At 57.7% G+C, this 24,879-nt stretch carries 25 protein-coding genes; 14 read left to right on the plus strand and 11 right to left on the minus strand.

From position 1 onward, the window contains the following. Positions 1-57: 57 nt before the first annotated feature. The 4 genes from MED193_RS12875 to MED193_RS12890 all read right to left on the minus strand — a co-directional run bounded on the left by MED193_RS12875 (position 58) and on the right by MED193_RS12890 (position 4,496). Positions 58-789 carry a metallophosphoesterase family protein gene (locus MED193_RS12875; protein WP_039966171.1) on the minus strand — a complete coding sequence of 244 codons (732 nt, stop codon included), beginning with the start codon at positions 787-789 and terminating at the stop codon, positions 58-60. Between the two features lie 134 nt (positions 790-923). Further along, positions 924-1,517 (minus strand): ATP-dependent Clp protease proteolytic subunit, encoded by a 594-nt coding sequence (locus MED193_RS12880; RefSeq protein WP_009810169.1) that lies wholly within the window; start codon positions 1,515-1,517, stop codon positions 924-926. A 133-nt stretch (positions 1,518-1,650) separates the two neighbouring features. After that, entirely contained in the window at positions 1,651-3,246 is a 1,596-nt protein-coding gene (gene serA / locus MED193_RS12885; protein WP_009810170.1) for a phosphoglycerate dehydrogenase, read from the minus strand. A 104-nt stretch (positions 3,247-3,350) separates the two neighbouring features. Further along, on the minus strand, positions 3,351-4,496 hold the full coding sequence (locus MED193_RS12890) for a phosphoserine transaminase (RefSeq protein WP_009810171.1): 1,146 nt from the start codon (positions 4,494-4,496) through the stop codon (positions 3,351-3,353). Positions 4,497-4,750: 254 nt separating this feature from the next. Here MED193_RS12890 and MED193_RS12895 point away from each other — a divergent pair, with 254 nt between their 5' ends. The 3 genes from MED193_RS12895 to MED193_RS12905 all read left to right on the plus strand — a co-directional run bounded on the left by MED193_RS12895 (position 4,751) and on the right by MED193_RS12905 (position 7,528). Then, positions 4,751-5,794, plus strand: a complete 1,044-nt coding sequence (locus MED193_RS12895) for an AI-2E family transporter (RefSeq protein WP_009810172.1) — start codon at positions 4,751-4,753, stop codon at positions 5,792-5,794. Positions 5,795-5,887: 93 nt separating this feature from the next. Then, positions 5,888-6,763 carry a phosphoserine phosphatase SerB gene (serB, locus tag MED193_RS12900; protein ID WP_009810173.1) on the plus strand — a complete coding sequence of 292 codons (876 nt, stop codon included), beginning with the start codon at positions 5,888-5,890 and terminating at the stop codon, positions 6,761-6,763. Positions 6,764-6,769: 6 nt separating this feature from the next. Next, a complete protein-coding gene (locus MED193_RS12905) occupies positions 6,770-7,528 on the plus strand; it encodes a TSUP family transporter (RefSeq protein ID WP_009810174.1) in 759 nt (252 codons plus the stop codon). Positions 7,529-7,686: 158 nt separating this feature from the next. Here MED193_RS12905 and MED193_RS12910 read toward each other — a convergent pair whose 3' ends face one another. Continuing rightward, entirely contained in the window at positions 7,687-8,685 is a 999-nt protein-coding gene (locus MED193_RS12910) for an asparaginase (protein WP_039966173.1), read from the minus strand. A 171-nt stretch (positions 8,686-8,856) separates the two neighbouring features. Between MED193_RS12910 and MED193_RS12915 the strand changes: the two genes are divergently transcribed. The 4 genes from MED193_RS12915 (at position 8,857) to MED193_RS12930 (ending at position 11,944) form a co-directional block, all read left to right on the plus strand. Further along, the gene (locus MED193_RS12915) at positions 8,857-9,390 is read left to right on the plus strand and encodes an invasion associated locus B family protein (protein ID WP_039966175.1); all 534 of its coding nucleotides are present in this window, start codon (positions 8,857-8,859) and stop codon (positions 9,388-9,390) included. 219 nt (positions 9,391-9,609) lie between these two features. Beyond that, positions 9,610-10,167: a carboxymuconolactone decarboxylase family protein gene (locus MED193_RS12920; RefSeq protein WP_009810177.1), complete on the plus strand. Its 558-nt coding sequence runs from the start codon at positions 9,610-9,612 to the stop codon at positions 10,165-10,167. A gap of 175 nt (positions 10,168-10,342) precedes the next feature. Continuing rightward, positions 10,343-11,530 (plus strand): 23S rRNA (adenine(2503)-C(2))-methyltransferase RlmN, encoded by a 1,188-nt coding sequence (gene rlmN, locus MED193_RS12925; protein WP_009810178.1) that lies wholly within the window; start codon positions 10,343-10,345, stop codon positions 11,528-11,530. A 192-nt stretch (positions 11,531-11,722) separates the two neighbouring features. Then, a complete protein-coding gene (locus tag MED193_RS12930) occupies positions 11,723-11,944 on the plus strand; it encodes a hypothetical protein (protein ID WP_009810179.1) in 222 nt (73 codons plus the stop codon). A 183-nt stretch (positions 11,945-12,127) separates the two neighbouring features. Here MED193_RS12930 and MED193_RS12935 read toward each other — a convergent pair whose 3' ends face one another. Further along, positions 12,128-12,976 (minus strand): TIGR00730 family Rossman fold protein, encoded by an 849-nt coding sequence (locus tag MED193_RS12935; protein WP_009810180.1) that lies wholly within the window; start codon positions 12,974-12,976, stop codon positions 12,128-12,130. 171 nt (positions 12,977-13,147) lie between these two features. Here MED193_RS12935 and MED193_RS12940 point away from each other — a divergent pair, with 171 nt between their 5' ends. The 3 genes from MED193_RS12940 (at position 13,148) to dapD (ending at position 15,664) form a co-directional block, all read left to right on the plus strand. Continuing rightward, positions 13,148-14,080, plus strand: coding sequence for a threonine/serine dehydratase (locus MED193_RS12940; protein WP_009810181.1), 933 nt, complete (start codon positions 13,148-13,150; stop codon positions 14,078-14,080). Between the two features lie 38 nt (positions 14,081-14,118). Further along, positions 14,119-14,718, plus strand: a complete 600-nt coding sequence (locus MED193_RS12945) for a GntR family transcriptional regulator (protein ID WP_009810182.1) — start codon at positions 14,119-14,121, stop codon at positions 14,716-14,718. Between the two features lie 118 nt (positions 14,719-14,836). Continuing rightward, a complete protein-coding gene (dapD, locus tag MED193_RS12950; protein WP_009810183.1) occupies positions 14,837-15,664 on the plus strand; it encodes a 2,3,4,5-tetrahydropyridine-2,6-dicarboxylate N-succinyltransferase in 828 nt (275 codons plus the stop codon). Between the two features lie 73 nt (positions 15,665-15,737). On the opposite strand, the gene MED193_RS12955 is transcribed toward dapD, so the two are convergent. Beyond that, positions 15,738-16,292, minus strand: a complete 555-nt coding sequence (locus MED193_RS12955) for a HutD family protein (protein ID WP_009810184.1) — start codon at positions 16,290-16,292, stop codon at positions 15,738-15,740. Positions 16,293-16,370: 78 nt separating this feature from the next. Beyond that, a complete protein-coding gene (locus MED193_RS12960; protein ID WP_009810185.1) occupies positions 16,371-17,954 on the minus strand; it encodes a choice-of-anchor L domain-containing protein in 1,584 nt (527 codons plus the stop codon). Positions 17,955-18,147: 193 nt separating this feature from the next. Between MED193_RS12960 and MED193_RS12965 the strand changes: the two genes are divergently transcribed. Beyond that, complete coding sequence (locus tag MED193_RS12965) at positions 18,148-18,495, plus strand: hypothetical protein (RefSeq protein WP_009810186.1); 348 nt, start codon at positions 18,148-18,150, stop codon at positions 18,493-18,495. A 59-nt stretch (positions 18,496-18,554) separates the two neighbouring features. Here MED193_RS12965 and MED193_RS12970 read toward each other — a convergent pair whose 3' ends face one another. From MED193_RS12970 to MED193_RS12980, 3 genes are all read right to left on the minus strand, one after another. After that, positions 18,555-19,610, minus strand: coding sequence for a transporter substrate-binding domain-containing protein (locus MED193_RS12970; RefSeq protein ID WP_009810187.1), 1,056 nt, complete (start codon positions 19,608-19,610; stop codon positions 18,555-18,557). Positions 19,611-19,688: 78 nt separating this feature from the next. Continuing rightward, positions 19,689-20,774 carry a Hint domain-containing protein gene (locus MED193_RS12975; RefSeq protein ID WP_009810188.1) on the minus strand — a complete coding sequence of 362 codons (1,086 nt, stop codon included), beginning with the start codon at positions 20,772-20,774 and terminating at the stop codon, positions 19,689-19,691. A 4-nt stretch (positions 20,775-20,778) separates the two neighbouring features. Next, positions 20,779-22,350, minus strand: a complete 1,572-nt coding sequence (locus tag MED193_RS12980; protein WP_009810189.1) for a Hint domain-containing protein — start codon at positions 22,348-22,350, stop codon at positions 20,779-20,781. Between the two features lie 378 nt (positions 22,351-22,728). Between MED193_RS12980 and dapE the strand changes: the two genes are divergently transcribed. Genes dapE through MED193_RS12995 form a run of 3 tightly spaced genes read left to right on the plus strand, consistent with a single transcriptional unit; the run spans position 22,729 to position 24,868 of the window. Further along, positions 22,729-23,874 (plus strand): succinyl-diaminopimelate desuccinylase, encoded by a 1,146-nt coding sequence (dapE, locus tag MED193_RS12985; RefSeq protein WP_009810190.1) that lies wholly within the window; start codon positions 22,729-22,731, stop codon positions 23,872-23,874. Continuing rightward, positions 23,871-24,296 (plus strand): GNAT family N-acetyltransferase, encoded by a 426-nt coding sequence (locus MED193_RS12990; protein ID WP_009810191.1) that lies wholly within the window; start codon positions 23,871-23,873, stop codon positions 24,294-24,296. Before dapE ends, MED193_RS12990 begins: the two co-directional genes overlap by 4 nt. Beyond that, on the plus strand, positions 24,293-24,868 hold the full coding sequence (locus MED193_RS12995; protein WP_009810192.1) for a TIGR04282 family arsenosugar biosynthesis glycosyltransferase: 576 nt from the start codon (positions 24,293-24,295) through the stop codon (positions 24,866-24,868). Before MED193_RS12990 ends, MED193_RS12995 begins: the two co-directional genes overlap by 4 nt. Positions 24,869-24,879 lie beyond the last annotated feature (11 nt).

The raw sequence follows: 24,879 nt of genomic DNA on the forward strand, positions 1-24,879 counted from the left end.
TTATCGAATATGTGCAAATTACGCACAATTTTCAGTTTCGCTGATCAACGGCGTTTTTCAGGTGGGCATAAGAGGCTTGCGCCCCTCCGAAGTGAGGGTCCAACACGTCTGACCTTCAAACACCGCTGCCGTCAGATCGCGCCCAAAGCCAGCACCAGAATCGAGGTTTATTCGGTTGCCGCGGTGCTCGGGCGCGGGGATCTGCGTGTGCCCATGTACCACCAGCCAGGGATAGGCGCGCTGATCGTTCAGGAATTCCTGGCGGATCCAGATCTTATCATCCTGGCTTTGATCCTCCAGCGCCACACCAGGGCGAATACCTGCGTGCACAAACAGCAACTCCCCTTCCTGGTGGTAATCCGGCAGTGTTTGCAGAAAACGGCTATGGTGCTCGGGCACCGCCTTTAACGCCTCGGCATGCAGCTCATAGATCCGGGTGTTCTCGGTCACTTCAGTGCCATAGGATTGCAGCGTCTCAATCCCGCCGATGCGCTCATGCAGCCAGTGATAGCCCACCAACAGGCGCGCGTCATTGCGCGGGTAGTCCTCCATGAACATGGAGAACATCCGGTCGTGATTGCCCAGCAGACAGACCCAATTGCGCCCCGCCGCCAGGCCTTTCGACAACAGCTCAATCACCCCGCCCGAGTCCGGCCCGCGATCAACGTAATCGCCCAGAAAAACCACCCGAGCCTCCGGCCCGCCATCCGCCTCAATCCGCGCAAGCGCCTGTTCCAGCATCTCTAGCTGGCCGTGAATGTCACCAATGGCGTAGATCGGTTGGGTCATCAATTTGGCTCCAAATTTGCGTGCCTCATTAGTGGTCAAAAGAAGCCCAATTTGAAAGAGCCCATTGCCAGGGCAAAGGACTCTTTTTTCGACTTGGTAAGCTCAGCTAACGCCTAGTGAGACCTAGAGAGGAATCAAACCAATTCTTCTGCGCTGTGAATGATTTTGCCCGCCAACCCGTAATCGATCGCTTCTTGTGCCGTCAGCCAAAAGTCACGCGCTGTGTCTGCTTCTATTTTTTCCGGGGTCTGGCCAGTGGCCTCAGCAAAAAGAAGATCAAAGCGTTGGCGCATGATTTTGATCTGTTCCGCCTGTATCAACATGTCACTGGCCTGACCGCCAATCCCTCCCGAAGGCTGATGCAACAAAAACCGGGTGTTGGGCAGGCAATAGCGGTTTTCCTGTTTGGCACCAACGTAGATCAACGCCCCGGCACTGGCGACCCAACCGGTGCCAATTGTCCGAACCTTTGGCCGAATGAAGCCGATGACGTCATGTACCATATCGCCGCTTTCCACATGACCGCCTGGCGAGGAAATGAAGATATTGATCGGGTCATCACTCTCTTCAGCCAGGGCCAAAAGATGCGCCACCGTCCGTTGCGCCAGCTTGTCGTTGATTTCACCTGCAACAATCACCGTTCGGCTTTGAAAAAATAACGCGTCAACCTTGCCCGTGCCAAGACGGGCCTCACGTTTTTCTGTGTCGTCCAACATCTTGGGAAACATAAATTCCTCCTTTTCCGACTGGAGCTATCCGCAGCTAAAAACATAGCAGCAGAAACACCACGCAACCGCAAGGGGAACAAAGAAGAGGACCACCCTAAAGTGGTCCTCTTCGAAAGCGCACAGCACCGATAGATCAGGCGACATCAAACTGCAGTGGTTTGATCTGGTTGAACAGATCGGTTTCGGCCAGTTTGGCGCGTGCCTCGGCGGGTACGGCTGCATCTACATAGAGCAGGGCAATGGCCTCACCGCCAGCTTCGGCGCGGCCCAGGGTAAAGTTGGCGATGTTGACGCCATGCTCACCCATGGTTTGACCCAGGGTGCCGATGATGCCGGGCACGTCGTTGTTGGTGGTGTAAAGCATATGGGCGCCGACCTCGGCGTCGATATTGATGCCTTTGATCTGGATGAACCGGGGCTTGCCATCAGAGAACACAGTGCCACCAACCGAGCGCTCGCGCTTATCCGTGACGGCCGTGACCTTGATATAGCCATCAAAGGCGCCAGATTTGTCCTGGTTGGTGGTGGAGATCTGGATGCCACGTTCCTTGGCCACCACAGGGGCAGAAACCATGTTCACATCCGGGTTCACCTTTTTCATGATGCCGGCCACAACAGCGCAGTTCAGCGCGTCGAGGTTCATCTCCGCTGCGACACCATCATAGAGGATGTTGATCGCCTTGATCGGCTCATCCGTCATCTGGCCGACGAAGGCGCCCAGGTGATCGGCCAGCTTGATCCAGGGGCCCATGACCTTGGCTTCTTCGGCGGTGACGCTTGGCATGTTCAGCGCGTTTTCAACGGCACCGGTCAGCAGATAGTTCGACATTTGCTCGGCCACCTGCAGGGCGACGTTTTCCTGTGCCTCAGTGGTTGCCGCGCCCAGGTGCGGCGTGCAGACCACGTTGGGCAGGTTGAACAGCGCGTTTTCCTTGGCGGGTTCTTCCGAGAACACGTCAAAGGCGGCACCGGCCACATGGCCCGATTGCAGGGCCTCGGCCAGGGCTTCCTCGTCCACCAGACCACCACGGGCACAGTTGATGATACGCACGCCTTTCTTGGTCTTAGCGAGGTTTTCGCGGCTCAGGATATTGGCTGTGGCATCGGTAAAGGGCACATGCAGGGTGATGAAATCGGCGCGGGCCAGCAGCTCGTCCAGCTCGACCTTTTCAACGCCCATCTTGTCGGCCTTTTCCTGACCCAGGAAGGGATCATAGGCCACGACTTTCATTTTGAGGCCACGGGCCCGATCGCAAACGATGCCACCAATATTGCCGGCACCGATAACGCCCAGGGTTTTATTGGTGAGCTCAGTGCCCATGAATTTGGACTTTTCCCATTTGCCCGCATGGGTCGAGGTGGAGGCCTCTGGGATCTGACGCGCCACGGCAAACATCATCGCAATCGCGTGTTCGGCAGTTGTGATCATATTGCCAAAGGGCGTGTTCATCACGATCACGCCTTTTTTCGACGCTGCTTCCTTGTCGATGTTGTCGGTGCCGATGCCGGCACGGGCGATGACCTTAAGATTCGTCGCATTGGCGAGGATCTTTTCCGTCACTTTGGTGGCGGAACGGATGGCGAGACCATCATACTGACCAATCACTTCGGCCAGCTTGTCCTTGTCTTTGCCCAGATCAGGCTGGAAATCCACGTCGATGCCGCGATCACGAAAGATCTGTACGGCGGCTTCGGAGAGTTTGTCGGAGATGAGTACCTTGGGAGCCATTTTTGTAGGTCCTTTTATGCGGGGGCCAGTTACGGCCTGAAGGGTGTCGCTTAGGGGAGCGCTACCCGGCGGTTCCGCCGGGCGACTGAGTTCAGTCTTGAGATTTAGCCTTGCGCGGCGATCTCGGCCTCAAAGGCCCAGGCAAGCCAGGGCAGCATGGCCTGGATGTCAGCGGTTTCCACTGTGCCACCACACCAGATCCGCAGACCCGCAGGCGCGTCGCGGTAGGCGCCGATGTCCAGCGCGATGTTTTCCGCTTCCAAACGTTTGGCCACAGCCTTGGCAAAGGCAGCACCGTCCTGGATGCGCGCATCAGTGAACTTCAGGCAGACAGAGGTATTGGAGCGCGTCGCCTCATCCTCGGCCAGATTGGCGATCCAAGGGTTGGCGGTGCAGAAATCAAACACCGCTTGCGCATTGGCGTCAGCACGGGCGATCAGCCCCTCAAGCCCACCAACGGAACGCGCCCAGTCCAGAGCAAAAAGGTAGTCCTCAACCGCCAACATCGAAGGCGTGTTGATCGTGGCCCCGGTAAAGATACCCTCGATCAGCTTGCCGCCTTTGGTCATGCGGAAGATTTTGGGCAGGGGCCAGGCCGGGGTATAGCTCTCAAGGCGCTCAACAGCGCGGGGGGACAGCACGATCACACCATGGGCCGCTTCGCCGCCCAATACCTTTTGCCAGGAGAAGGTGGTCACATCCAGTTTGTCCCAGGGTAGATCCATCGCAAAGGCCGCAGAAGTGGCGTCGCAGATGGTCAGACCGGCGCGGTCAGCGGCAATCCAGTCCGCATTTGGAACCCGCACACCGGCAGTGGTGCCGTTCCAGGTAAAGACCACATCGTTGGTGCAGTCGACCGAGGCCAAGTCAACGATCTGACCATAATCGGCGGTTTTGACCTCAGCGTCGATTTTCAACTGCTTCACCACATCGGTGACCCAACCAGCGCCAAAGCTTTCCCAGGCCAGCATCTCGACCTTGCGTTCGCCCAAGAGCGACCACAGCGCCATTTCAACCGCACCTGTGTCAGAGGCGGGAACGATGCCAATACGATAGTCAGCGGGGATGCCCAGAACTTCGCGGGTGCCTTCAATCGCGGCCTTCAGCTTGTCCTTGCCAACGGCAGCGCGGTGCGAGCGGCCCAGAGCGGCATCGGCGAGTTTGGTGACATCAAAAGTGGGGGGTTTGGCACAGGGGCCAGAGGAAAAACGCGGATTGGCCGGCCGCGTAGCCGGTTGCTGAGTAGCCATTGATGCTATCCTTACAGATATCTGCCCTTCGTTGGGGAAGGGTGTCCCGCCGCTAGAGCTAGGGCGCGGCGGCTCCCGGTGCAACCAGCAAAATCGCCAATGAGCGCCGCTTTGGCATATTTTTGCGACAGGTTTTGACGCCTTTCGGAAACTTCCCTACCAAAGTCTTGCTGGGCCAGATGGTATTTCCGATGCGCGGGCCTATGATTTTTCAAATTCCTTGCCACATGGGGAAGGATGATTCGAGGTATTCAATGACAAGCAGACTCGCGCTGGTGACCTATTCTCTTGCCCTGATCCTGATGGTGGGATGGCTGCTGGTCGCGGGCCAGGAAATCCTGCTACCGGTTTTGGTTGGTATCATTGCTGTCTATATTCTCACCACCGCTGCTGACGCCCTGGTCCCGGTGCCATTGATTGGTCGACTGCCCCGGCGATTACGCCGCTTGCTGGCCGTCGTCCTCATCACTCTGGGTTTCCTGATCCTGGCCTCCTTTATCACCGCCAGCGCCACTTCCCTGTCTGCGGCGCTGCCACAGTATGCCGCAAACTTTGACGCACTGCAGAGCAAATTCCTCACCGCCGTTGGCATGAAACAAGAACCCAACTGGGGCAATCTGGGCGAATATCTACTGGATATGGTCGATGCCACCACGCTGATGCCCACCGCGCTGGCAACCATCAGCAATGGCGGCTCGCTGATCATCGCGGCGGCGCTTTATGCCATCTTTATCCTGGCCGAACTCGACAGCCTTCCCGACAAAACCCGCAGGGCGTTGGGCAATCACGCCCAATCGGAACATACCATGGAGCTCGTCCGCAAAATTAACGAAAGGATCGGCAATTATCTCGCCGCAAAGACACTGGTCAACGTAATCCTTGCGTTGGTTTCCTTTGCCCTGCTGAAACTTCTGGGCATCGCGCATCCGGCATTCTGGGCCATCATCATTGGTCTGCTGAACTACATTCCCTACATTGGCTCGGTTATTGCCGTGGTCTTCCCTGTCACCATGAGCCTGATTCAGTTCACCTCATTTTCCCATGCAGGCCTGGCCCTCGTGTTGCTGATGATCCCGCAGATTGTAGTCGCCTACTATATCGAGCCAAAGTTTCTTGGCCGGTCGGTCAACCTCAGCCCCTTTACCGTGCTTCTCGCCTTGGCGGTCTGGAGCACACTCTGGGGCATGACCGGCGCCATCCTGGCGGTGCCATTGACTGCCATGGTGATGATCATCCTGGCCGAAATTTCCCATACGCGTTGGATCGCTGTGCTGATGTCCGAAAAGGGCGACCTATAGAAGCGGTTCAATGCTTCCTGAAGTTTGGGGGCTGGTTCCCGTTCGCTCTGGGCGCTATGAGAGCGCGACCCTCGCGCCAGATGGAACTGCCCCATGTATATCGCTACGCTGCTTTGCAACCCCGCTAAACCCTGCCTAAACCCTGCCCTGGTTGACTCGCTGCGAAATGCCTGGGGCGGCGGTGATGCAACATGGCTTGCCCCTGATGTTGCAGCAGAATTTCCGCTCGACATCCAGCCCGAAAATCAATGGCAGGTCTGGGAAGACCTTCAGAGCCTCGGCGTAGATCTGGTTGTTCAACCGCGCGCCAACCGGCGGAAAAAGATGCTTCTGGCCGATATGGATTCGACCATGATTGAACAGGAATGCATTGATGAACTGGCCGAAGAGGCCGGTGTCGGTCCTCGGGTAAAGGCAATCACCGCCCGCGCCATGAATGGAGAGCTGGATTTTGACGGCGCTCTGACCGAACGGGTTGCTCTGCTGAAGGACCTGCCTGAATCCGTGATAGGCAAGGTTCTGGATACCCGCATCACCCTGATGCCCGGTGGTCCGGCTCTGCTGGCCACGATGAAGGCCGATGGCGCCTATGCGGCGCTGGTCTCCGGTGGCTTTACCGCCTTTACCGCCCGCATTGCGGCCAAGCTTGGCTTTGATGAAAACCGCGCCAATACGTTGTTGGTGGCGGATGGAAAGCTGACAGGTGAGCCCGGCCTGCCGATCCTAGGCCGCGAAGCAAAGGTAGAGGCGCTCGAGCAGATCACCGCCAGGCTCTCCATTACCGAGGCTGATGTCATAGCTGTTGGCGATGGTGCCAATGATCTGGGCATGTTGCTGCGCGCCGGATCTGGCGTGGCTTTGCATGCCAAACCTTCTGTTGCTGACCAGTGTGAGATCCGCATCAACCACGGTGACCTGACCGCGCTGTTGTATATACAGGGCTACGCCCGCGACGCATTCAAAGGGTAGGCTTGCATGCTTGAAGTCGGGATTGAAACCCTGCTGCTCTTGATGGTGGCAGGCTTTGCGGCGGGATTCATTGATGCCGTGGCAGGCGGCGGCGGCTTGATCACCGTGCCTGTCCTCTTGTTGGCCGGCGCCAATCCGGTCACCGCCCTGGCCACCAATAAAATCCAAGGGTTGTTTGGCGCTGCCACGGCAGCCCGCGCCTATGCAAAAGGCGGCCATGTAAACCTGAGAGAACAGGCAGGCTCAGCGCTTATTGCCTTTGCTGCATCAATCCTGGGTGCTTTGTTGATCACCATCCTGCCTACCGGCTGGATCCGCCTTATTCTGCCGGTTTTGCTCATCGGTATCGCGCTGTTCTTTGCCCTTAAGAAAGGCCTTGGCGATCAGGATCGCGCCCGTCGCCTCAGCCCAGCGGTCTTTGCAATGACCATGGTGCCGCTCTGTGGGGCCTATGACGGGTTGCTGGGGCCCGGAGCGGGCAGTTTCTACATGCTCGCCTTTGTCTCACTTGCAGGCTACGGGATTCTCAAGGCCACCGCTCATACCAAGCTGCTGAACCTGGCCTCCAATGCTGGGGCGCTTTGTGCCTTTGCCCTGGTGGCAGCGCCCTGGTGGATCACCGGGCTGTGCATGGGAATAGCGCAAATTGCCGGTGCACAGGCTGGCGCCACTCTGGCCCAGACCAAAGGCGCCAGGCTGATCAAACCTCTGCTTGTGCTCACCTCAGTTGCACTGGCGATTAAGCTGATCTGGGACATGCTCTAGCCCCCAAGCCGCCGCCCTCAGTTTCAGCCGCAGCCGCGCCGCGCGACAGCGCGGCGCCGGGCCCAACGGGAGACGTTTCGACCCAGAAACGCCGACGGGCGGGAGCCCCCCGTTTTCTGTCTTGGGCCTTATAGAGGGCTCTGGACAAATGGCCTTTGCTAGAACAGCATCTCGGCGCTGGGCCGCACAGAGCCGCAGTTTATGCCGCGTCGGTTCAAGAGAGGCGCGTTGATGTATTTGCGGGTCTCCGGGTGATCCGCCTCCAGCACGCCCAGCCCCACCAGAATAGAGGCAATAACGCATTCGCTGGCGCGCGTGGCACCGTCAGTGATTTTGACCGCTACGCCCAATTTCTTTTCGGGAATGATTGCGACAAACACGGCTTCGGCGCCGGTTTTCACCGCAACCTTGCCGCCCATGGCCCGCATCAGATTGGTACAGGCACGGGTTTCCCCCGCCACGAGATCCGGATGTGTCGCCATCGCCGAAACCAGCTGCGCCGCAGCATCTGAGGCTCGATCCGAACGATCCGCAGCCGAGGCAAACCAGGACATCGCCCGCGCCAGACCATGCACGGTCGTGGCAAAATTCGGCGCCGAACAGCCATCAATGCCATAAGTGGGGCTTGCCATATCCGTGACCTCCTCAAAGGCGGTCAGGCAGGCCTGCTGCACTGGATGGTCCATCTCGACATAGTCCGGCCCAGCACCCAGGTGCTGGTTCAGGGTCAAAAACCCAGCGTGTTTGCCGGAACAGTTGTTATGCACCTGGCAGGGGCTGGTGTCGGTTTTGATGAGAGCGTTGCGGGCTGGGATATCATCCGGTTCCTGCGGGCCACAGCGAAAATCATCATCGCCCAGCCCCAGCTGCGCCAACCAGCTATTGACCCGGTCTGTATGGATATGCGCGCCATTATGTGAGGCACAAGACAGTGCAAGCTGCTCTGAGGTCAGGCCATATTTAGCAGCTGCCCCGGACGTAATCAGCGGCAGGGCCTGGATCATCTTGGCAGAGCTGCGCGGATAGATCACCGCATCAGAATTACCCCAGCTGCGTACAATCTGACCTGTATCATCGCAGATCACTGCATGACCCAAATGCAGGCTCTCCAGCAGGGAACCGCGCCAAATTTCCGCCATTGGTACTGGTTTTGTCATTGTTTCAGCCTCTTTTCTTGGCGAATTCCTGCCAAACGCACTTTCGCCCGTAGCGCTTGTTACGTTAGTGTGCTTGTGTATGGCAAGCGAGAGCATCTGGTACAGACGGCGGTCTTAACGCTGCTCGCTCTCAGAGTAATTGAGGTAGAGACAGTCTTGGAGTCGAGACAAATGGCATCGAAACTCGCCCGTATGATCGCGGGCCTGTGTCTGGCCGCTATGGCCACAACAGCAACCGCGCAGCAAACCACAACCGACAATCGCGTCGGCGCAAATGTGGATTGGAGCGTCTTTCAGGGTGAAAGCCCAAAAGAATGCTGGGGCGTATCTGCCCCCAAAGAAAGCGTCAATACCCGCGATGGCCGCGTGGTCGCCGTGCGCCGCAGTGAAATCCAGCTCTTTGTGTTCTACCGTCCAGACAACGGCGGCAAGGGTCAGGTTACCTTTACCGGCGGCTACCCCTTTGCCCCTGGGTCGACCGTCAACATGACCATTGGCGATACCGAATTTGAACTTTTTACCGAAGGCGAATGGGCCTGGCCTGCGACGGCGGCGGATGATGCCAAGATCATCACCGCCATGAAACGTGGCGCTGGTGCGGTGCTGACTGCGCGCTCAGCGCGGGGCACCCAAACCAAGGACTCCTTCTCGCTGCTCGGGTTTACCGCAGCCATTGAAGACGCCGAAAAGCGCTGCAGCAGCTAACCAGCCTGCTGATGGTTCTACCCGTTTTGTTTCAGCCCGGTCATTTGACCGGGCTTTTTCTTTGCCTCAAGACAAACGCGCGACAACACGCCAGGCTCACGCCAAACCACAAGGCCGAGAAGTCGGTTCTCTCCTGCACATCCCCTTGTGGGTCGCTGCCGGTTATCCTTCTTGCCTGCGCTCTTAGCTAGGGGAAACCTAACCTAAGAGGACCAAATCATGGCCAAAGCCACACTCCACACCCTGCAAACCGCCCCAGAAGCCGCCAAACCTCTGCTGGAGGACTCCATCAAGACCTATGGCATGGTGCCAAACCTCTACGCCGTCATGGCTGAAAGCCCCGCACTGTTGGAAGGTTATTTTCAGCTCCACCGACTGGCCGAGGCCTCAGGTTTTAGTCCTGAGGAACGCACAGTCATCTGGCTGACAATCAATGTCGCAAACCAGTGTCACTACTGTGTTCCAGCCCATACGATGATCGCCCAGGGCGAGAAAATCGACGCCACGATCATTGACGCCCTGCGCAATGAGACCCCGCTGCCCAGTGATCGGCTGGAAGCCCTGCGCAGTTTTGCGCTGGCTGTGCGTGAAACACATGGCCACCCGGAGGCAGCCGCAACAGCCCGTTTTCTCAAAGCCGGCTACGACAACAAGGCGATGATGGATCTCCTGGTGATCTATGCCCAGAAAATCCTGTCCAATTTCACCAACTCTTTGTTTGACACACCTCTTGATGCACCGTTTCAGGCCTTCGCCTGGGAACCCGCCGCAAAATAGGACCTGAATTATCAGGTTCAGCGCGCAGATCCGGCCGCCCCGCAGCAGCGGGGCGGCCTTTTTACTACCTGTTCAAAGGCACCCTGCCCAAATACCCACAGCGGTTTCCTTTTGATCTTCGAACAAATTCCTATATAGAGCCGCATCCACCCTCCTGATTTAGAGTCGATCTGCCATGACCGCCAACGCGCCAATCACCCCGGATATCCTGACAGTTCCCCGCAAGGAGGCCGAGGCGGGCAAGACCAATCTTGTCGGCATGACTCGCGATGCGATGCGCCAGGCGCTGGTCGGTATTGGGGTCCCTGAAAAACAGGCCAAGATGCGGGTCGGTCAGATCTGGCAATGGATTTACCAATGGGGAAAACGCGACTTCTCCGAGATGACAAATCTCTCGAAAGCCCTGCGTGCCCAACTGGAAGAGGGTTTTGAGATCGCCATCCCAGAGGTGGTCAGCAAACAGGTTTCCGAGGATGGCACCCGCAAATACCTGGTGCGCATCGCCGGTGGTCACGAAGTAGAAGTCGTCTATATCCCCGAAACCGATCGCGGCACCCTGTGCATTTCCAGCCAGGTGGGCTGTACTCTGACATGTTCCTTCTGCCACACCGGCACGCAGAAACTGGTGCGTAACCTCACCGCTGCCGAAATCATCGGCCAGGTAATGATGGCACGCGATGATCTGGACGAATGGCCCGTCCCCGGCACCCGCAACCCCGATGAGGCACGGCTGCTTTCCAATATCGTGCTGATGGGCATGGGCGAGCCGCTGTACAATTTTGACAACGTGCGCGACGCGATGAAGATCGCCATGGATCCCGAAGGCATCCAGCTCAGCCGTCGCCGCATCACCCTGTCGACCTCGGGTGTGGTGCCGGAAATCGCCCGCACTGCGCAGGAAATCGGTTGCCTGTTGGCAGTCTCCTTCCATGCCACCACTGATGAGGTGCGCGACAAGCTGGTGCCAATCAACAAACGTTGGAACATCGAAGCTCTGCTTGAGGCCCTGCGCGCCTACCCGCGTCTCGCCAACTCAGAACGCATCACCTTTGAATATGTGATGCTGGACCACGTAAATGACAGCAAGGAAGACGCCCATCGGCTGGTCAAATTGATCGAGGGTATTCCAGCTAAGATCAACCTTATTCCCTTTAATGAGTGGCCCGGTTCACCCTACCAGCGTTCATCCAACAACCGCATCCATGCCTTTGCCGATATCATCCATGATGCCGGCTATGCCTCGCCGATCCGCAAACCCCGCGGCGAAGACATCATGGCGGCCTGCGGCCAGTTGAAATCCGCAACCGAGCGCGCCCGCAAAAGCCGCAAACAGATCGAGGCAGAGGCAGGCGTAAAATCTTGACTGCCTGACCCAACATTCACTTCAGTGATACTAAAACGCCTCGCGATCCTAGGGTCCGGGGCGTTTTTATGTGGCCCTGAGGCGGCAAAAGTGCGCTGCCACAATCTTTCCTCAAACCGGATATATTCCGGCCACAGGAGACCAACAGTTTCAATCCCAGGAAACAATCAAAAGAATCCATGAGGACTGAGCATGAAACTGGAAACACATACGCCGCAACCCGCCAACAGCAATCTTGAGCCCTATGTGCTCGACCTGATCCGCGAAGAGCGTGAAAAAGCGCTGAGCCCCCGTGAATGGCAATTCCGCCTGCGTGGCTATGGCTATGCGATCAAGAATGTTGATGGCGCTCAAATCGTGACCAGCCTGCCCAAGGGCACCGAAATTGGTGTTCTGCCAGCAGAATTCGCCTAAACAGCCTTTCGTAAGCATTCCCCCTCACCAAAGAGGATCATCACTCCTAAATCAGTTTTCCACTCCAATTTTCCACTCTAGGGCATGGTGCCCCACACCCCATGCCCAGACTTTATGATCTCTAAAGCAACCGGCCCAAAACAGCTCCCACCTGTTTTGGGCTGGCGCTGTTGAAATTAGCGCCTAGCGCTCGCGGCCAGGCAGGCTGTCGCGGGCAGGCTCCGGCGACCAGGTGTTGATGATTTCCGCCGCCTCTTCAGCGGTTTCAACAAACTTGAACAGCTCAAGATCCTGATCCGAGATCGTGCCGGCATCTGCCAGCGCTTCCCAGTTGATGATCTTCTCCCAAAAGGCACGTCCAAACAGGATAAAGGGCACCCGCTCCATACGGCCGGTCTGAATTAGGGTAAGGCTCTCAAACAGTTCATCCAGGGTGCCAAAGCCCCCCGGGAACACCGTGATTGCCGCCGCACGCATCAGGAAATGCATCTTGCGAATGGCAAAGTAGTGGAAATTAAAGCTCAGCTCAGGGGTGACATAGCCATTTGGGGCCTGTTCGTGAGGCAACACGATGGACAGCCCAACGGATTTCCCCCCTGCATCCATCGCACCGCGGTTGCCTGCTTCCATCACACCAGGACCACCGCCCGTGACGATCACATTCTTGCGCCCGCCGCTCTTCATTGAGCTTTCAGTCATCATGCGAGCAAATTCGCGGGCCTCATCGTAGAAATGTGACAGATCGGCCAGGGTCTGAGTGCGGGCGCTGTCTTTGTTGGTGGGGCTAGGAATGCGCGCGCCGCCAAACATGACGACGGTGCTATCAATACCCTGCTCATCCAGCATAAGCTGCGCTTTGAGCAGCTCGAGCTGCAACCGAACCGGACGCAACTCCTCGCGGCACAGGAAATCCTCGTCTGCGAAGGCCAGACTATAGGCTGGAGAGGCCGATTGTGGCGTCAATTGCACATGTTCGGCGCGATCTCTGTCGGAATGGGCATCCGGAAAGCGGCTGTGGCGATCATCACTCATGGCGGGTCAGGCAATCCTATTAGATAAATGAGAGGCCCAGCTTAACCCTCATCTGACCGGAGGCACCAGCCCCGGCGCGCAGTTTCGCCCAGTTTGCCTCTCCGCCCGGAGACCCTTGTGCCAGGGCGATCAATCGCTAAGGTCTGGGCGCTGCAACTAAGAGAGGCCGACATGGACTGGAAACCGGAAATCAACGCTGCCCAAGCACGTATTACAGGCCACATTCAGGTCACTCCGGTGATGCAAGGAAACGGTTTCGGCCTAGGCTATCCCATTGAGATGAAACTGGAGCACATGCAGCATACCGGCAGTTTCAAGGCGCGCGGTGCGTTCAACACGCTGCTGAGCCAGAAGGTTCAAGCCTCTGGCCTGGTGGCCGCCTCCGGTGGCAATCATGGTGCCGCAGTGGGTTACGCGGCCCACAAGCTGGGGCACAAAGCCCGTATCTATGTGCCCGAAATGGCTGGGCCTGCAAAAATCTCCCTGATCCGAGACAGCGGTGCTGATCTACAGGTGGTGCCCGGTGCCTATGCCAATGCGCTTGAACAGGCACAGGTCTATGAACAAGAGACCGGCGCAATGCAGGTCCATGCCTATGACGCCCCGGGCACCGTTGCCGGTCAGGGCACCTGCTTTGCTGAATGGCAGGCCCAGGGCCTTGCGGCGGATACCGTAATTATCGCCGTCGGCGGCGGCGGGTTGATTGCCGGCGCAATGGCCTGGTTCCAAGGCGGCAAAAAGATCATCGCAGTAGAGCCGGAAACCTCCTGTGCGCTAAATGCCGCGCTTGCTGCTGGCACCCCAAGAGATGTTGAAGTGTCTGGCGTGGCGGCAAATGCACTCGGCGCCCGGCGGATCGGCTCCATCTGTTTTGATTTGGCGCAGCAGCACAGCCAAACGGGTACGCTCACCTCTTTGACCGTCAATGACGCCGCAATCACGGCCGCACAAACGGCCCTTTGGCGCGAACGCCGCCTGTTGGTTGAACCTGCAGGGGCCACCGCTCTGGCAGCGCTGACCTCTGGGGCCTACCAGCCTGAACCGGGTGAAAAAGTGGCTGTGTTGCTCTGTGGTGGCAATATCGCCCCAGATCCGCTGGCCTGAGGCTTGCACCAGCAGCACCCGAGCCCTATCGACCTGTCATGACCGCAACAATTGCAGATACAATCTATCAGGCCCTAAGCGAGCAGATCGTGACAGGCGCGCTGAAAGCCGGTGAGAAACTGCGCCAGGAGCATATTGCGCGGGCGTTCGACACCAGCCATGTGCCGGTCCGCGAAGCCTTACTGCGGCTCGAAGCCCATGGGCTGGCGATCTCAGCGCCCCGGCGCGGCACACGCGTAAGCGCGCTAAACCCTGCGGAAATCCGCGAAGTGATTGAAATGCGGGTCTCGCTTGAGGTGCTCGCGCTCACTCATTCCTTTGCCCGCCTTACCAAAGCCGACCTGCGCATGGCCGAGGATGCCCGTATTGCCTGTGATGCGGCTGAGGACATGACAACCTGGGAACGCTGCAATCGGGCTTTTCACCGGGCAATCCTGACACCCTGCGAAATGCCACGACTGCTCACCGCAATTGATGATCTCCATATTGCCTCGGCGCGGCATCTGTTTGCCAATTGGCGGCAGCAATGGCGCCCCCGGATAGACCAAGATCACGCTGCCATTGTACAGGCAATGCAGCGCCAGGATGCCGCTGCCGCCTGCGAAATCCTGCGTCGCCACCTGCGTCGCGTCAGCTAAAGACAACAAAACGCCGGGGTGAGCGTCATTTTGAGCGCAATCCGGGCATGACCTGCGGACAGATTGCCGTTAGAAAGCTGCGAATCCTAAACTTATCAAACACGCCGGAGTACCCCCCATGTCCAACGCTCAGCTGGAAACCGCGATCGAGGCCGCCTGGGAGGCCCGTGACAGCATTACCCCCGCCACCACAGGCGAGCAGCGCGAGGCCATCGAAGCCACATTGCAGGCGCTGGACTCCGGTTCACTGCGGGTTGCCCAAAAACTGGACAGCGGCGACTGGCATGTGAACCAGTGGGCCAAAAAGGCGGTTCTGCTCGGCTTTCGTATCAAAGATATGGAAATGCAGTCTGGTGGTCCGCAGGGATCCAGCTGGTGGGACAAGGTCGACAGCAAATTCATGGGCTGGGGCGATGCTGAGTGGAAAGAGGCCGGGTTCCGCGCCGTTCCCAACTGCATCGTACGCAAAAGCGCCTATGTAGCCCCCGGCGTGGTGCTGATGCCCTCCTTTGTGAACCTCGGCGCCTATGTCGATGAAGGCACCATGGTCGACACCTGGGCCACCGTTGGCTCCTGCGCCCAGATCGGCAAAAACGTGCACCTGTCAGGCGGTGTTGGCATCGGCGGCGTGCTTGAGCCCATGCAGGCCGGCCCCACCATCATCGAAGACAACTGCTTTATCGGGGCACGTTCCGAGGTGGTCGAAGGCTGCATCGTGCGCGAAGGCTCGGTTCTTGGCATGGGCGTCTACATCGGCAAATCCACCAAAATCGTCGACCGCGAAACCGGCGAAGTGATGTATGGCGAAGTCCCCCCCTATTCGGTGGTGGTTTCTGGCTCGATGCCCTCAAAGAACAACGTCAGCCTGTATTGCGCCGTGATCGTGAAGCGTGTCGATGCACAGACCCGCTCCAAGACTGGCATCAACGAGCTGCTGCGCGACTGATCCTGCCGATCCCGATTTTAAAATCTGCGCGCCTCCTTGATCCAAAGGAGGCGCGTTTTCTTTTTGAACCGGCCTAAAGATGCTCTAACCGCAACAATACGGCCCTGCCATCCTGCGCGATATGGGCAACACCAGATGCCTCGCCCTGCCAACCCTCCCCGGGGCTAAGATGCTCAACACCCTCGGAGGTTTCCAGCCGCAGTTCGCCCTCCAGAACAAAGACCAAATGTGTCGCATCGCCAAGTTGATGCAGGCCGAGCCCACAAATCTGCATCTCTGGGCGGATTTCATTGGGATCGTAAATCAAATTGAAGGCCTCGCAGGGGCCATCCTGCAGCTGCGCAACCAAATCCAGACCACCGTCAAAAAACAACGGTTGCAAGGGATCAGCCCTAAGCTGAACATCGGCATTGGTCAGGCACAGCCCGCCACCGGAAACGATGCAATGAATTCGCCTATAACCAGGAAAGACGGAGAAAGCGCCATCTTGATTAATCTGCGCCAAGCTGGCCCGCCAGACCATCTGCCCTTCGTCCTGGCCTGTCGCACTGGCGCGCGCCAATTCCCTCGTTGAGCCACCACCGTTTTTCCACGCCTGTGGCAAGATCTGTGCAAGCGAGAACCGCATGGGCTATCCTATATCTGAATATGTACAGACATAATTTTGGAGAGTTTGGAGCACCGTCGCAAGCGAGATGTACAGAGTTTAGATCGTCAAACTGGTTCCGCTGAGCAAAGCGCGGGCTTCAAAAGGTTTCAAGGACAGGCGAGCGCTGGCCCCATATCCTTCAAGGTCTCCCCCCATCAGCTCCAGAACCTCAGCACGGGTTTCAGAGTCAAAACTATCCAGCGTTTCAGCGCCGGGATGGTAGCTCTCGCTCTCCAACCCGTTGCCACAGATGATTTCGTGCTGGTCAAACAGGAGATGCACATAGGTGACCGGTGCTGCATCCCTGCGCCGGGTGATGCTGCGGTCATTGACCAGATTTTCCGCCTTAACAAGTACCTCAGAGGTCCCAAAAAGCACCTCGGCCCATTGATCCTGAATCAATACCCGGTGACTGGGGGACAGCTCCAGCTCTGCGTGATCGCCCAAAGCACCCGCCGCAAATCGCACCGGGGCTTCGGCGGCCTCGGCGCGCCGCAATGAGCTGCCGATCCAGCGCAGGGGCTGGGCGCCGCTATCACGGGTCAATACCAGATCACCGGGCTCTAGATGCTCTATTGCCACGAGGCCGGTAGGTGTATCAATTAGGGTGCCTGCCACGAAACAGGGCGTTGTGGTGACTTCAACAACGCCAGTATCCGTGTTCCCCAGATCATCTTCGACTGTGTAGGTGAAGGTTGTCTCTTCATCAGCATCCACATCATCCTGACCCTCGATGGACATGGTACCGTCGGGATTGAGCGTTACCACTTCGCCCCCTGCCAAGGTGACGCTCGAGCCGGCAACAACCGGCTGGCCGTTAATTTCTGTGATCGTTAGACTAGTCCCACTGGCGTGGATGTCATTGTCCAGCACATCCAAGGTCGTGGCACTGCCCTCTTGGACAGAGACTTCGTCATCCTGAGCAACCAGTGATGTTTGGATAGAATCACCGGCAATCAATAGGTTAGAGTCATATGCCGCGTCCCCAGCATCAGCGATGCCGATCATGATCGTATTCACTTCATCAGGGTTGACTGGGGCCTTCAGGGTCAAAGTGACTGTGAAGCCGTCCATCTCTGTGTTGTATAGATTGTCCCCCTGCGGGTTGTTGACATAGAGATCTTCGTTCGATCCGGTGTTGAAATTGTCGATAGAAACATCGCCGTTTCCGATTGTCAGTTCAGCCTTTTCGCCGTTGACCCATACCCCAATGGCATCGTTAAAACCCTGGTCGACATATTCCAGATATTCCTCAGACGAGAAGGTGAATTGCATCGTAAGCGTTGACCCGGAGGGGATGAATTCCGCCTCAAAAATGGCTGCGTCAAAGGTGGTTCCCCCGGCGATTTCGCTCAGGTCGCTGTTGCCAGCGGTCCCCATATTGCCGCTCGTGCTGGCGGAGGTATTCGCATCTCCGGAACTGTTGGTGATATCCGTCGCCCGGCCTGTGGACAGGATGACACCGGTGTCCGAAGGCGTAACACCAGGGGCAACCGTGTCGCCGTCCGTATAGATACCCGAAGATGCCGCCGCCCCGATATAGTCTGCGCTTTGGATTAAGATACCATCGCCAAACATTGCTTCCGCCATGTCCAAAGCGGTTGCAGAGGTATCAATGGGCAGCTCAGAAGCGGTTGGCATGTCGTAACCCTTATTTGTCGAAAGTCACTCGGGGTGAACGCAACCGGAGTGCATAAAAGGAATCATTGGCCCCATCTAACTGGATGGGCCTTACCGCAAGGTGAATGCCGCAGTTTCAGCCAAAGGGGGGTCGCGGATACAATCAATCTGAATTCGATTGACCCCAAGGCGCCGACAGGGCTATGGCGACGCTATGGAAAAAAAGAAGATATCCCGCCAACAGGTCTATACGCTTCTGGTTCAGATCGGTCGCAAAGAGGGTGACGGCCTCCCCGAAGGTGCAACCGGGGCCGCCTTGATGATCTATGCCTCTGGCGTGGATGAGGCAGAGGCCGTGCGCGAAACTGTCGCCATCTTAAAGCAGGCGGATACCGCTCCGCTGGATGTCACCGGCTATGGTACGCTGGCCGAACGCCAGGAAGAAGGTCACGAGATCGGTGAAGAAGAGCTTGCGCTGATGCAGCGTGCGCTGGAAGAAAACGCTGTGATCGTCGCTCAGATGACTCCGTTTTTCGAAGGCCAGGAGCCGACCTTTCACTAGCCATTTTTGCCAGGCCAGGCACAGCGACGGTTCAGACCTGACCCTGTCAAAGGTATCGGTCAGTTCAACCGTCCAAACCAACTGTGATAAAGCGCCTCATAGCTGCCATCCTCCTGCATCTCGAGCAGGCTCCGATTGACCTGCTCGGTCAGCTCAGACCCCTGTGGGAAGGCAAAGCCGTAGTATTCACGCAGGAAGGCGGGACCAACAGTACGCCCGTACTCACTGCCGCCTTGCTGAACATAGTAGTTCAAAACCGGGGCATCAAAGACCACAACTCGAATATCTCCGACCTCAAAGGCCGATAGAAGGTCATCCAGGTTCTCAAAGCCGCGGTAATCGATATCGCGCCGTTGCAAGAAGCTCGCCGCAGTGGACCCCTCGATGGTGCCTGTGCGTTTGCCATAGAGGTCATTCACAGAGGTAACGGATCCGCTGATTGCCTCTACCGTCATCACGGCGGTGATCTTGGCGACAAATATCGACACGATGAAAAGCGAAGACAGCACCAACATTACGCCAAACACCCGTCCGATAGCTGTGCGTGGCACCCGTTCTTCAAAACCGCCATTCACGACCAGATTGAGCGCCCACCAGAAAGAAGGAAACCAGGCCTCTTTGAGAGGGCGGTCGAAATAGGGCTGTGCGCGACGCTCCAGCGCCCACATGAACATGCCGCCAACCAACAGCAGCAAAAATGCCAACCCAATGGCCAAGGCCAGATCCCAGGACAGCAGGGCATGCATCAGCGATGGTTCACGCACATCTGCAGCCTGGACCAAGATCTGCAAACCACTCTCAAAAACCGGTTGGCTAAAATCCATCTCAGCTTCGCGGCTCGCGGTGATCGAAATATTTGCCGCTGCCAATGCCACCTCAGTGTTGCTAACACCCGCCAACATCTCAGAGAATGTATCCTTGCGGTGGATGTTAAGCTCCCAGCCCAAACGATTGGAGATCTCGCGCAGCAGCTCGATAGAGAAACCGGTTTCCCGGCCGTTTTCGATCATTGAAAACGGAGGCCGCGTCACGGTATTGACATCGACCACCTGCGCCGTCAGCGCATTTCCCCAAAGCAGGAAGAGAAACGGGGTGATGAAGCGAAGAACACGCACGTCAATACCTCAAAGCTAAATACAGCATTTCTGAATATGTCTTAGGTGGTTCAACTCGCTCAGGCAAGCTTGAACCCCTCACGCCACCCGACGTTCCGCCAGCACTGCTGCGTCAAAGGCTCGCAGAACCGGATATCTGGGGGGACCATGTTCGGGCAGGGTCATACGGTCCACCGCTGCCAATTGGCTGGCTTGCAGACGCAGTGCATCGCGCCGCAGACTTCCCAGATAGAGACTTTCGAGAACCGCCCCCGCCGCAAGCAAGGGGGCGTGATCCGGTAACACAAGCTGCGTATAGCGCGTGGTGAATCCCTTAGCCTGACCCGGTGTCGCGACAGATGTTCCCATCAGATGGCGTGCAGGCACCAAAACCTCTGGTCGGCCAAACAGATATTCGACCTCACTGCCGCTCACCACCACCCGCTGCGAGGCTGAGACCTGAATGCCCTGCTGCAACCCAAAAAAGGGAGCGCGCAGGGTCACGGGTCGAAAGATCCCCAAGGCTGGCACCTCCCGATGCAAGACATGTAGAACAGGTAGGCTGCCGCCTGTCTCGCTGAGCACCAGATCGCCACGTTTCAGGCTGTCTACCCGGCGATAGCCCTGTGGCGTCGCGACCGGCGTCGCCGGATCAAGACCCGGCATCGGCCCTACCGGCTCTAAGGCGGTGGAGATCGCCAGATAGGTCACGGCCTCTGCGACAAACCGAAACGGCCCAGGGGAGATCACCGCCTGCAGATCCTGATACCGCCATGGGCAGGGCGGTGGCAGCAAAGTGATTTGCACCCGATCACTGTCGGCGCGTTCCAGCGCCAGGCGTGCATATCCTGACAGGCTGTCCCAGGCATAGGTCAACCTGACCTGCCCAGCGCGGCCGGCCCCGCTGGGATTAAGCGTCGCATGAGACAGGCTGCCAGAGTGTTGCAACACGAGGCTCACCCCGCCCCCGGGCACGGCCTGGATCCGTAAATCAATGGGCCAATCGCCCCCTTGGGAGAACAGCAACAGCGGTTCTGGCCTCCGACTATCCGGGATCGACATCTCTAGCACCAAGGTTCCGCGCAGCATCAATGCATCGCCACCGCCTTCGTCCCTCTGGGCCTGCGACAGCCCGGAGAGATCTAAGCACCCCTGCTCCAGATCATTGATGCCCAGCCAACCCATTGCGTCAGGCGGCCTGCACAGCGGCCAATAGCCTGCCTTCAAACGCCTTCAACCCAGGTCGGGCAGAGGCGCCATAGCCCAGGCCGGTTTCAGGGTCGAGCTCAGGAAACAGCGCGTAGATCTCTTGCAATACAGGTTGTTCAAACAGCTCCGCCGTCTGCGGTCCCGGCAAAAAACTCTCAGTTGTCAGCCCTTCGGAGTAGATCACTTGGTGCTGGTCAAACAACAGGTGAACATAGGTAACCTCGCCGCCGAACTGACGGGAAACACTGCCCCCATTCAACAGATCTTTTGCTGCCACCAGAACCTCACCTTCCCCGAACAAAAGCTCCGCATAGGCGTCGCGCAGCAAGATGCGGTGTTGGGGTGAAACCAACAGATCGCGATGGGATCCAAAGCACCCCGACCGAATAAGAATCGGCGCAAAGTCGCCCTCAGCTGCAACGCTGCGGGAGCCGATCCAACGCAGCGGTTGTGCCCCATGGTCCCTGGTGCTTACCAGATCGCCGGGCTGCAAACATTCCACCGGCACTTCTCCGTCGGGCGTGCGGATCAGGGTGCCAGCCACAAAGCAAGGAATCGAACTGGCATTCACAAAACCAGTGTCACTGTTTTCCCCGTTGCTCGCGGTGTAGGTAAAGTTGAAATCCTCAATATCCCCATCACCATAAAGCGTCAGGGTGCCGTCTCCGTTCACCTCTACCTGCTGCCCACTGGCAAGCGTCACTATGGATCCCGCCGTGACCTCTACCCCATTGACATGGGTGATCGTCAAAACCCCGCCCGAGGGACTGACGTCATTGGCCAACACATCGACAACCTTACTGCCATCAGGCGCGACATGGGCCTCATCTGTCACCGCAACCAGATCAGTTTGCACCGAGTCGGCAGCGATCAACAGGTTACTGTCGTAGCTGCTGTCACCGACATCAGCGATGCCGATGCGTATGTCATTCACCTCACCGGGATTGACATGCATGGTCAGCGTCATGGTGATGGTCAGGCCATCCATCTCAGTGTTGTAATCGTCCCCAGTGTTATCAAGGTATAGGTTTTCATTGATTGAGGCGCTGATGTTGCCTGGATTAGCGGTACCACCGCTGACGTCCATTTCAACCGCCGAGCCGTTGACCCAGACCGCCACCACATCCTGATAGATCGAGTCCTGATATTCCGGGAACTCTTCAGAGGAGAACACAAACTCAATGGTCATTACGGAGCTGTCAGGAATAAAGCTCACATCAAGGTAAGAGGCATCGTAAGTGCGTGCACCCGCGACCTGGTTGAACTCGGAATTATTGTTTTCGCCGCTGGTATTGCGTGACGTATTGGGCGCCCGGTTTGGATCACCACTGGAGTTGGTGTAGCTGTTGGCCCGTCCCGTTGACAGAATAACACCTGTGTCGCCAGGTGTGGCACCGGGGGCTAGGGCATCGCCGTTTGAATATATCGCCGATGATCGGCTGTCGCCTGTGTAGTCGGCGCTAACCACGGTGACACCATCGCCAAATATCTCTTCGGCCATCTCGGTGGCACTCGCACCGGTATCGTATCCCAGCTCTGCTGCTGTCGCCATTTGCCTTGCCCAGTCCTCAATTGGAGAGGCATATCACCGACCGCGCCACAGCGGAGTCCCACTGCGTTGCCAGGACCTGTCCCGGCCCTTTATTTTTGTTGGCAAACCCACTTTGTGGTGTTTTGCGCTCTGGTGACCTGCCTCTGGTCTTATTAATTAATATTTTCTTAACACGTGTTTTTGCGCAGAGTCATCCCGGAAGTTTTTTCAAGAGAGCACGCGCAGCTTTTGCGCCACAAGAGGCACAACAGACAGGATGACCTATGGGGCTCTTTACCCTTTGTTTGAGACCCCTATTTGCACGGGCTTGCAAAGCGCGCTAAACCCCTAAAACCATAGTCCAGGCGCCAAATTCCGGCACTACACAGGAACCTCTGCATGCCCCCCATTGACCCTGTCAGCTTGACCGCAGATCTGATCCGCTGCCCCTCGGTAACCCCAGAAGAGGGCGGAGCCCTGCAACTGCTCGACGAACTGCTGACCCAAGCAGGCTTTGCCTGCACTCGCGTTGACAGGGGTGGTATTGCCAACCTCTTTGCCCGCTGGGGCGACAAAGGCCATGCGCGTACATTTGGTTTTAATGGCCATACCGATGTGGTGCCCCTGGGGGATGAGGCCGCCTGGACCATGCCCCCTTTTGGAGCCGAGATTAAGGAGGGCGTGATGTATGGCCGGGGTGCCACGGATATGAAATCCGGGGTTGCAGCCTTTGCCGCTGCTGCGATCGATTTTGTTACCAACACGCCCCCCGACGGGGCCGTCATTCTGACCATCACCGGAGACGAAGAAGGCGATGCCATTGATGGCACCACCGCTTTGCTCGACCATTTGGAGACAGCTGGCGAAGCGATGGATGTCTGTTTGGTAGGCGAACCCACCTGCCCCAATACCATGGGCGAGATGATCAAGATCGGTCGTCGTGGCTCGATGACCGCCTGGTTTACTGTGACGGGAAAACAGGGTCACTCCGCCTATCCCCACCGTGCCAATAACCCGCTCAACGCCATGGCGCGGCTGATGGATCGCCTTGCCAGTCACGAACTGGATCAGGGCACCGAACATTTTGATGCCTCGACCTTGGCAGTTGTGACCATCGACACCGGCAACCCCGCCACCAATGTGATCCCAGCCCAGAGCAGGGCAACGGTGAATATCCGCTTCAATGACAGCCATAGCGGCGCCAGTCTCAGCGCTTGGCTGCAGGAAGAAGTCGACCGGGTCACAACCGAGTTCGGCGTCTCAGTAGACCTGACCATCAAGATCTCCGGCGAGAGCTTTATCACCCCGCCCGGCGCCCTGTCGGATCTCGTTGCTACCGCCGTTGAGGCTGAGACCGGCCTCAAGCCCGAGCTGTCGACCACGGGCGGCACTTCGGATGCGCGTTTTGTCAAACATCACTGCCCGGTGGTGGAGTTTGGCCTGGTTGGCAAAACCATGCACCAGGTCGACGAATGCGTGCCCATCGCGCAGATCACCCAGCTCAAATCCATCTACACCCGCATCCTGAAAGACTACTTTGCATGAGCCTGACCATTGATGTGACAGAGGACTTTGAAACCTGCCTTGCCCTGCGCCATACCGTTTTTGTCCAAGAGCAGGGCGTTCCCATTGAGGAAGAGCAGGATGCGCTGGACGCAACGGCGACACATCTGCTAGCGCGCGACGGGGACACCCCGGTGGGGACCGCGCGCGTTCTGTTTCAGGAGGGCACGGCCAAGGTAGGCCGGGTCTGCGTGCTGGAACGCGCCCGCGGAACCGGGCTGGGCGCCGATATCATCCGTGCCACTATCAATATTGCCCGCGAAACGCCCGGCATCTCTCACGTCAAACTGGGGGCGCAGCTTCAGGCACTTGGCTTTTATGAAAAGCTCGGCTTTCAGGCCTTTGGCCCTATCTATGATGACGCAGGCATTGATCACCGCGACATGGTGCTGGAGCTGGCGTGAAACCCGTCCTGATCATCATGGTGAAGGAGCCCCGGCCCGGCCGGGTCAAGACCCGCCTGGGGCGTGACATCGGTAATATTGCTGCCACCTGGTGGTTTCGCCATCAAAGCGCCCGGCTGATCCGCCGTCTTCGGGATCCGCGCTGGAGGATTGTGCTTGCTGTTGCCCCTGATATGGCCGTCTCCTCACGCATTTGGCCCGGCGATATTGCCCGCCACCCGCAGGGACAGGGCGATCTGGGTCAGCGTATGGGAAAGATGTTGCGCAACTTTGGTCCCGGCCCCACCTGCCTGATTGGTGCTGATATTCCCGGCATCACCCGCGCCCATGTTGCCCGCGCCTTTGCCGCGCTTGGCAGCCATGACGCGGTGTTTGGCCCTGCATTGGATGGGGGCTATTGGCTGGTGGGGGTCAAGCACCCCAAACGCCTGCCCCGCAGCCTGTTTCAGAATGTGCGCTGGTCCAGTGAACATGCACTGGCTGATACATTGCGTGGCCTGCCTGGGTACCGGATCGCCCTGACAGATCAGCTGCGAGACGTAGACACCGAAGCCGATCTCAAGAATTCCTGAGAACAGGGTTG

Source organism: Roseobacter sp. MED193, from assembly GCF_000152965.1.
Taxonomy (GTDB): domain Bacteria; phylum Pseudomonadota; class Alphaproteobacteria; order Rhodobacterales; family Rhodobacteraceae; genus Pseudophaeobacter.

What these genes read in the sequence shown, in the direction of transcription:
- MED193_RS12980 (WP_009810189.1), bottom strand. Translation starts at nt 22,350, where the DNA reads ATGGCGACAGCAGCAGAGCTGGGATACGATACCGGTGCGAGTGCCACC.
- MED193_RS12920 (WP_009810177.1), top strand. Translation starts at nt 9,610, where the DNA reads ATGGCCAAAGCCACACTCCACACCCTGCAAACCGCCCCAGAAGCCGCC.
- MED193_RS12875 (WP_039966171.1), bottom strand. Translation starts at nt 789, where the DNA reads ATGACCCAACCGATCTACGCCATTGGTGACATTCACGGCCAGCTAGAG.
- MED193_RS12990 (WP_009810191.1), top strand. Translation starts at nt 23,871, where the DNA reads ATGAGCCTGACCATTGATGTGACAGAGGACTTTGAAACCTGCCTTGCC.
- dapD (WP_009810183.1), top strand. Translation starts at nt 14,837, where the DNA reads ATGTCCAACGCTCAGCTGGAAACCGCGATCGAGGCCGCCTGGGAGGCC.
- MED193_RS12955 (WP_009810184.1), bottom strand. Translation starts at nt 16,292, where the DNA reads ATGCGGTTCTCGCTTGCACAGATCTTGCCACAGGCGTGGAAAAACGGT.
- MED193_RS12965 (WP_009810186.1), top strand. Translation starts at nt 18,148, where the DNA reads ATGGAAAAAAAGAAGATATCCCGCCAACAGGTCTATACGCTTCTGGTT.
- MED193_RS12915 (WP_039966175.1), top strand. Translation starts at nt 8,857, where the DNA reads ATGGCATCGAAACTCGCCCGTATGATCGCGGGCCTGTGTCTGGCCGCT.
- MED193_RS12975 (WP_009810188.1), bottom strand. Translation starts at nt 20,774, where the DNA reads ATGGGTTGGCTGGGCATCAATGATCTGGAGCAGGGGTGCTTAGATCTC.
- MED193_RS12910 (WP_039966173.1), bottom strand. Translation starts at nt 8,685, where the DNA reads ATGACAAAACCAGTACCAATGGCGGAAATTTGGCGCGGTTCCCTGCTG.
- serB (WP_009810173.1), top strand. Translation starts at nt 5,888, where the DNA reads ATGTATATCGCTACGCTGCTTTGCAACCCCGCTAAACCCTGCCTAAAC.
- serA (WP_009810170.1), bottom strand. Translation starts at nt 3,246, where the DNA reads ATGGCTCCCAAGGTACTCATCTCCGACAAACTCTCCGAAGCCGCCGTA.
- MED193_RS12880 (WP_009810169.1), bottom strand. Translation starts at nt 1,517, where the DNA reads ATGTTTCCCAAGATGTTGGACGACACAGAAAAACGTGAGGCCCGTCTT.
- MED193_RS12905 (WP_009810174.1), top strand. Translation starts at nt 6,770, where the DNA reads ATGCTTGAAGTCGGGATTGAAACCCTGCTGCTCTTGATGGTGGCAGGC.
- MED193_RS12960 (WP_009810185.1), bottom strand. Translation starts at nt 17,954, where the DNA reads ATGCCAACCGCTTCTGAGCTGCCCATTGATACCTCTGCAACCGCTTTG.
- rlmN (WP_009810178.1), top strand. Translation starts at nt 10,343, where the DNA reads ATGACCGCCAACGCGCCAATCACCCCGGATATCCTGACAGTTCCCCGC.
- dapE (WP_009810190.1), top strand. Translation starts at nt 22,729, where the DNA reads ATGCCCCCCATTGACCCTGTCAGCTTGACCGCAGATCTGATCCGCTGC.
- MED193_RS12945 (WP_009810182.1), top strand. Translation starts at nt 14,119, where the DNA reads ATGACCGCAACAATTGCAGATACAATCTATCAGGCCCTAAGCGAGCAG.
- MED193_RS12890 (WP_009810171.1), bottom strand. Translation starts at nt 4,496, where the DNA reads ATGGCTACTCAGCAACCGGCTACGCGGCCGGCCAATCCGCGTTTTTCC.
- MED193_RS12935 (WP_009810180.1), bottom strand. Translation starts at nt 12,976, where the DNA reads ATGAGTGATGATCGCCACAGCCGCTTTCCGGATGCCCATTCCGACAGA.
- MED193_RS12930 (WP_009810179.1), top strand. Translation starts at nt 11,723, where the DNA reads ATGAAACTGGAAACACATACGCCGCAACCCGCCAACAGCAATCTTGAG.
- MED193_RS12895 (WP_009810172.1), top strand. Translation starts at nt 4,751, where the DNA reads ATGACAAGCAGACTCGCGCTGGTGACCTATTCTCTTGCCCTGATCCTG.
- MED193_RS12940 (WP_009810181.1), top strand. Translation starts at nt 13,148, where the DNA reads ATGGACTGGAAACCGGAAATCAACGCTGCCCAAGCACGTATTACAGGC.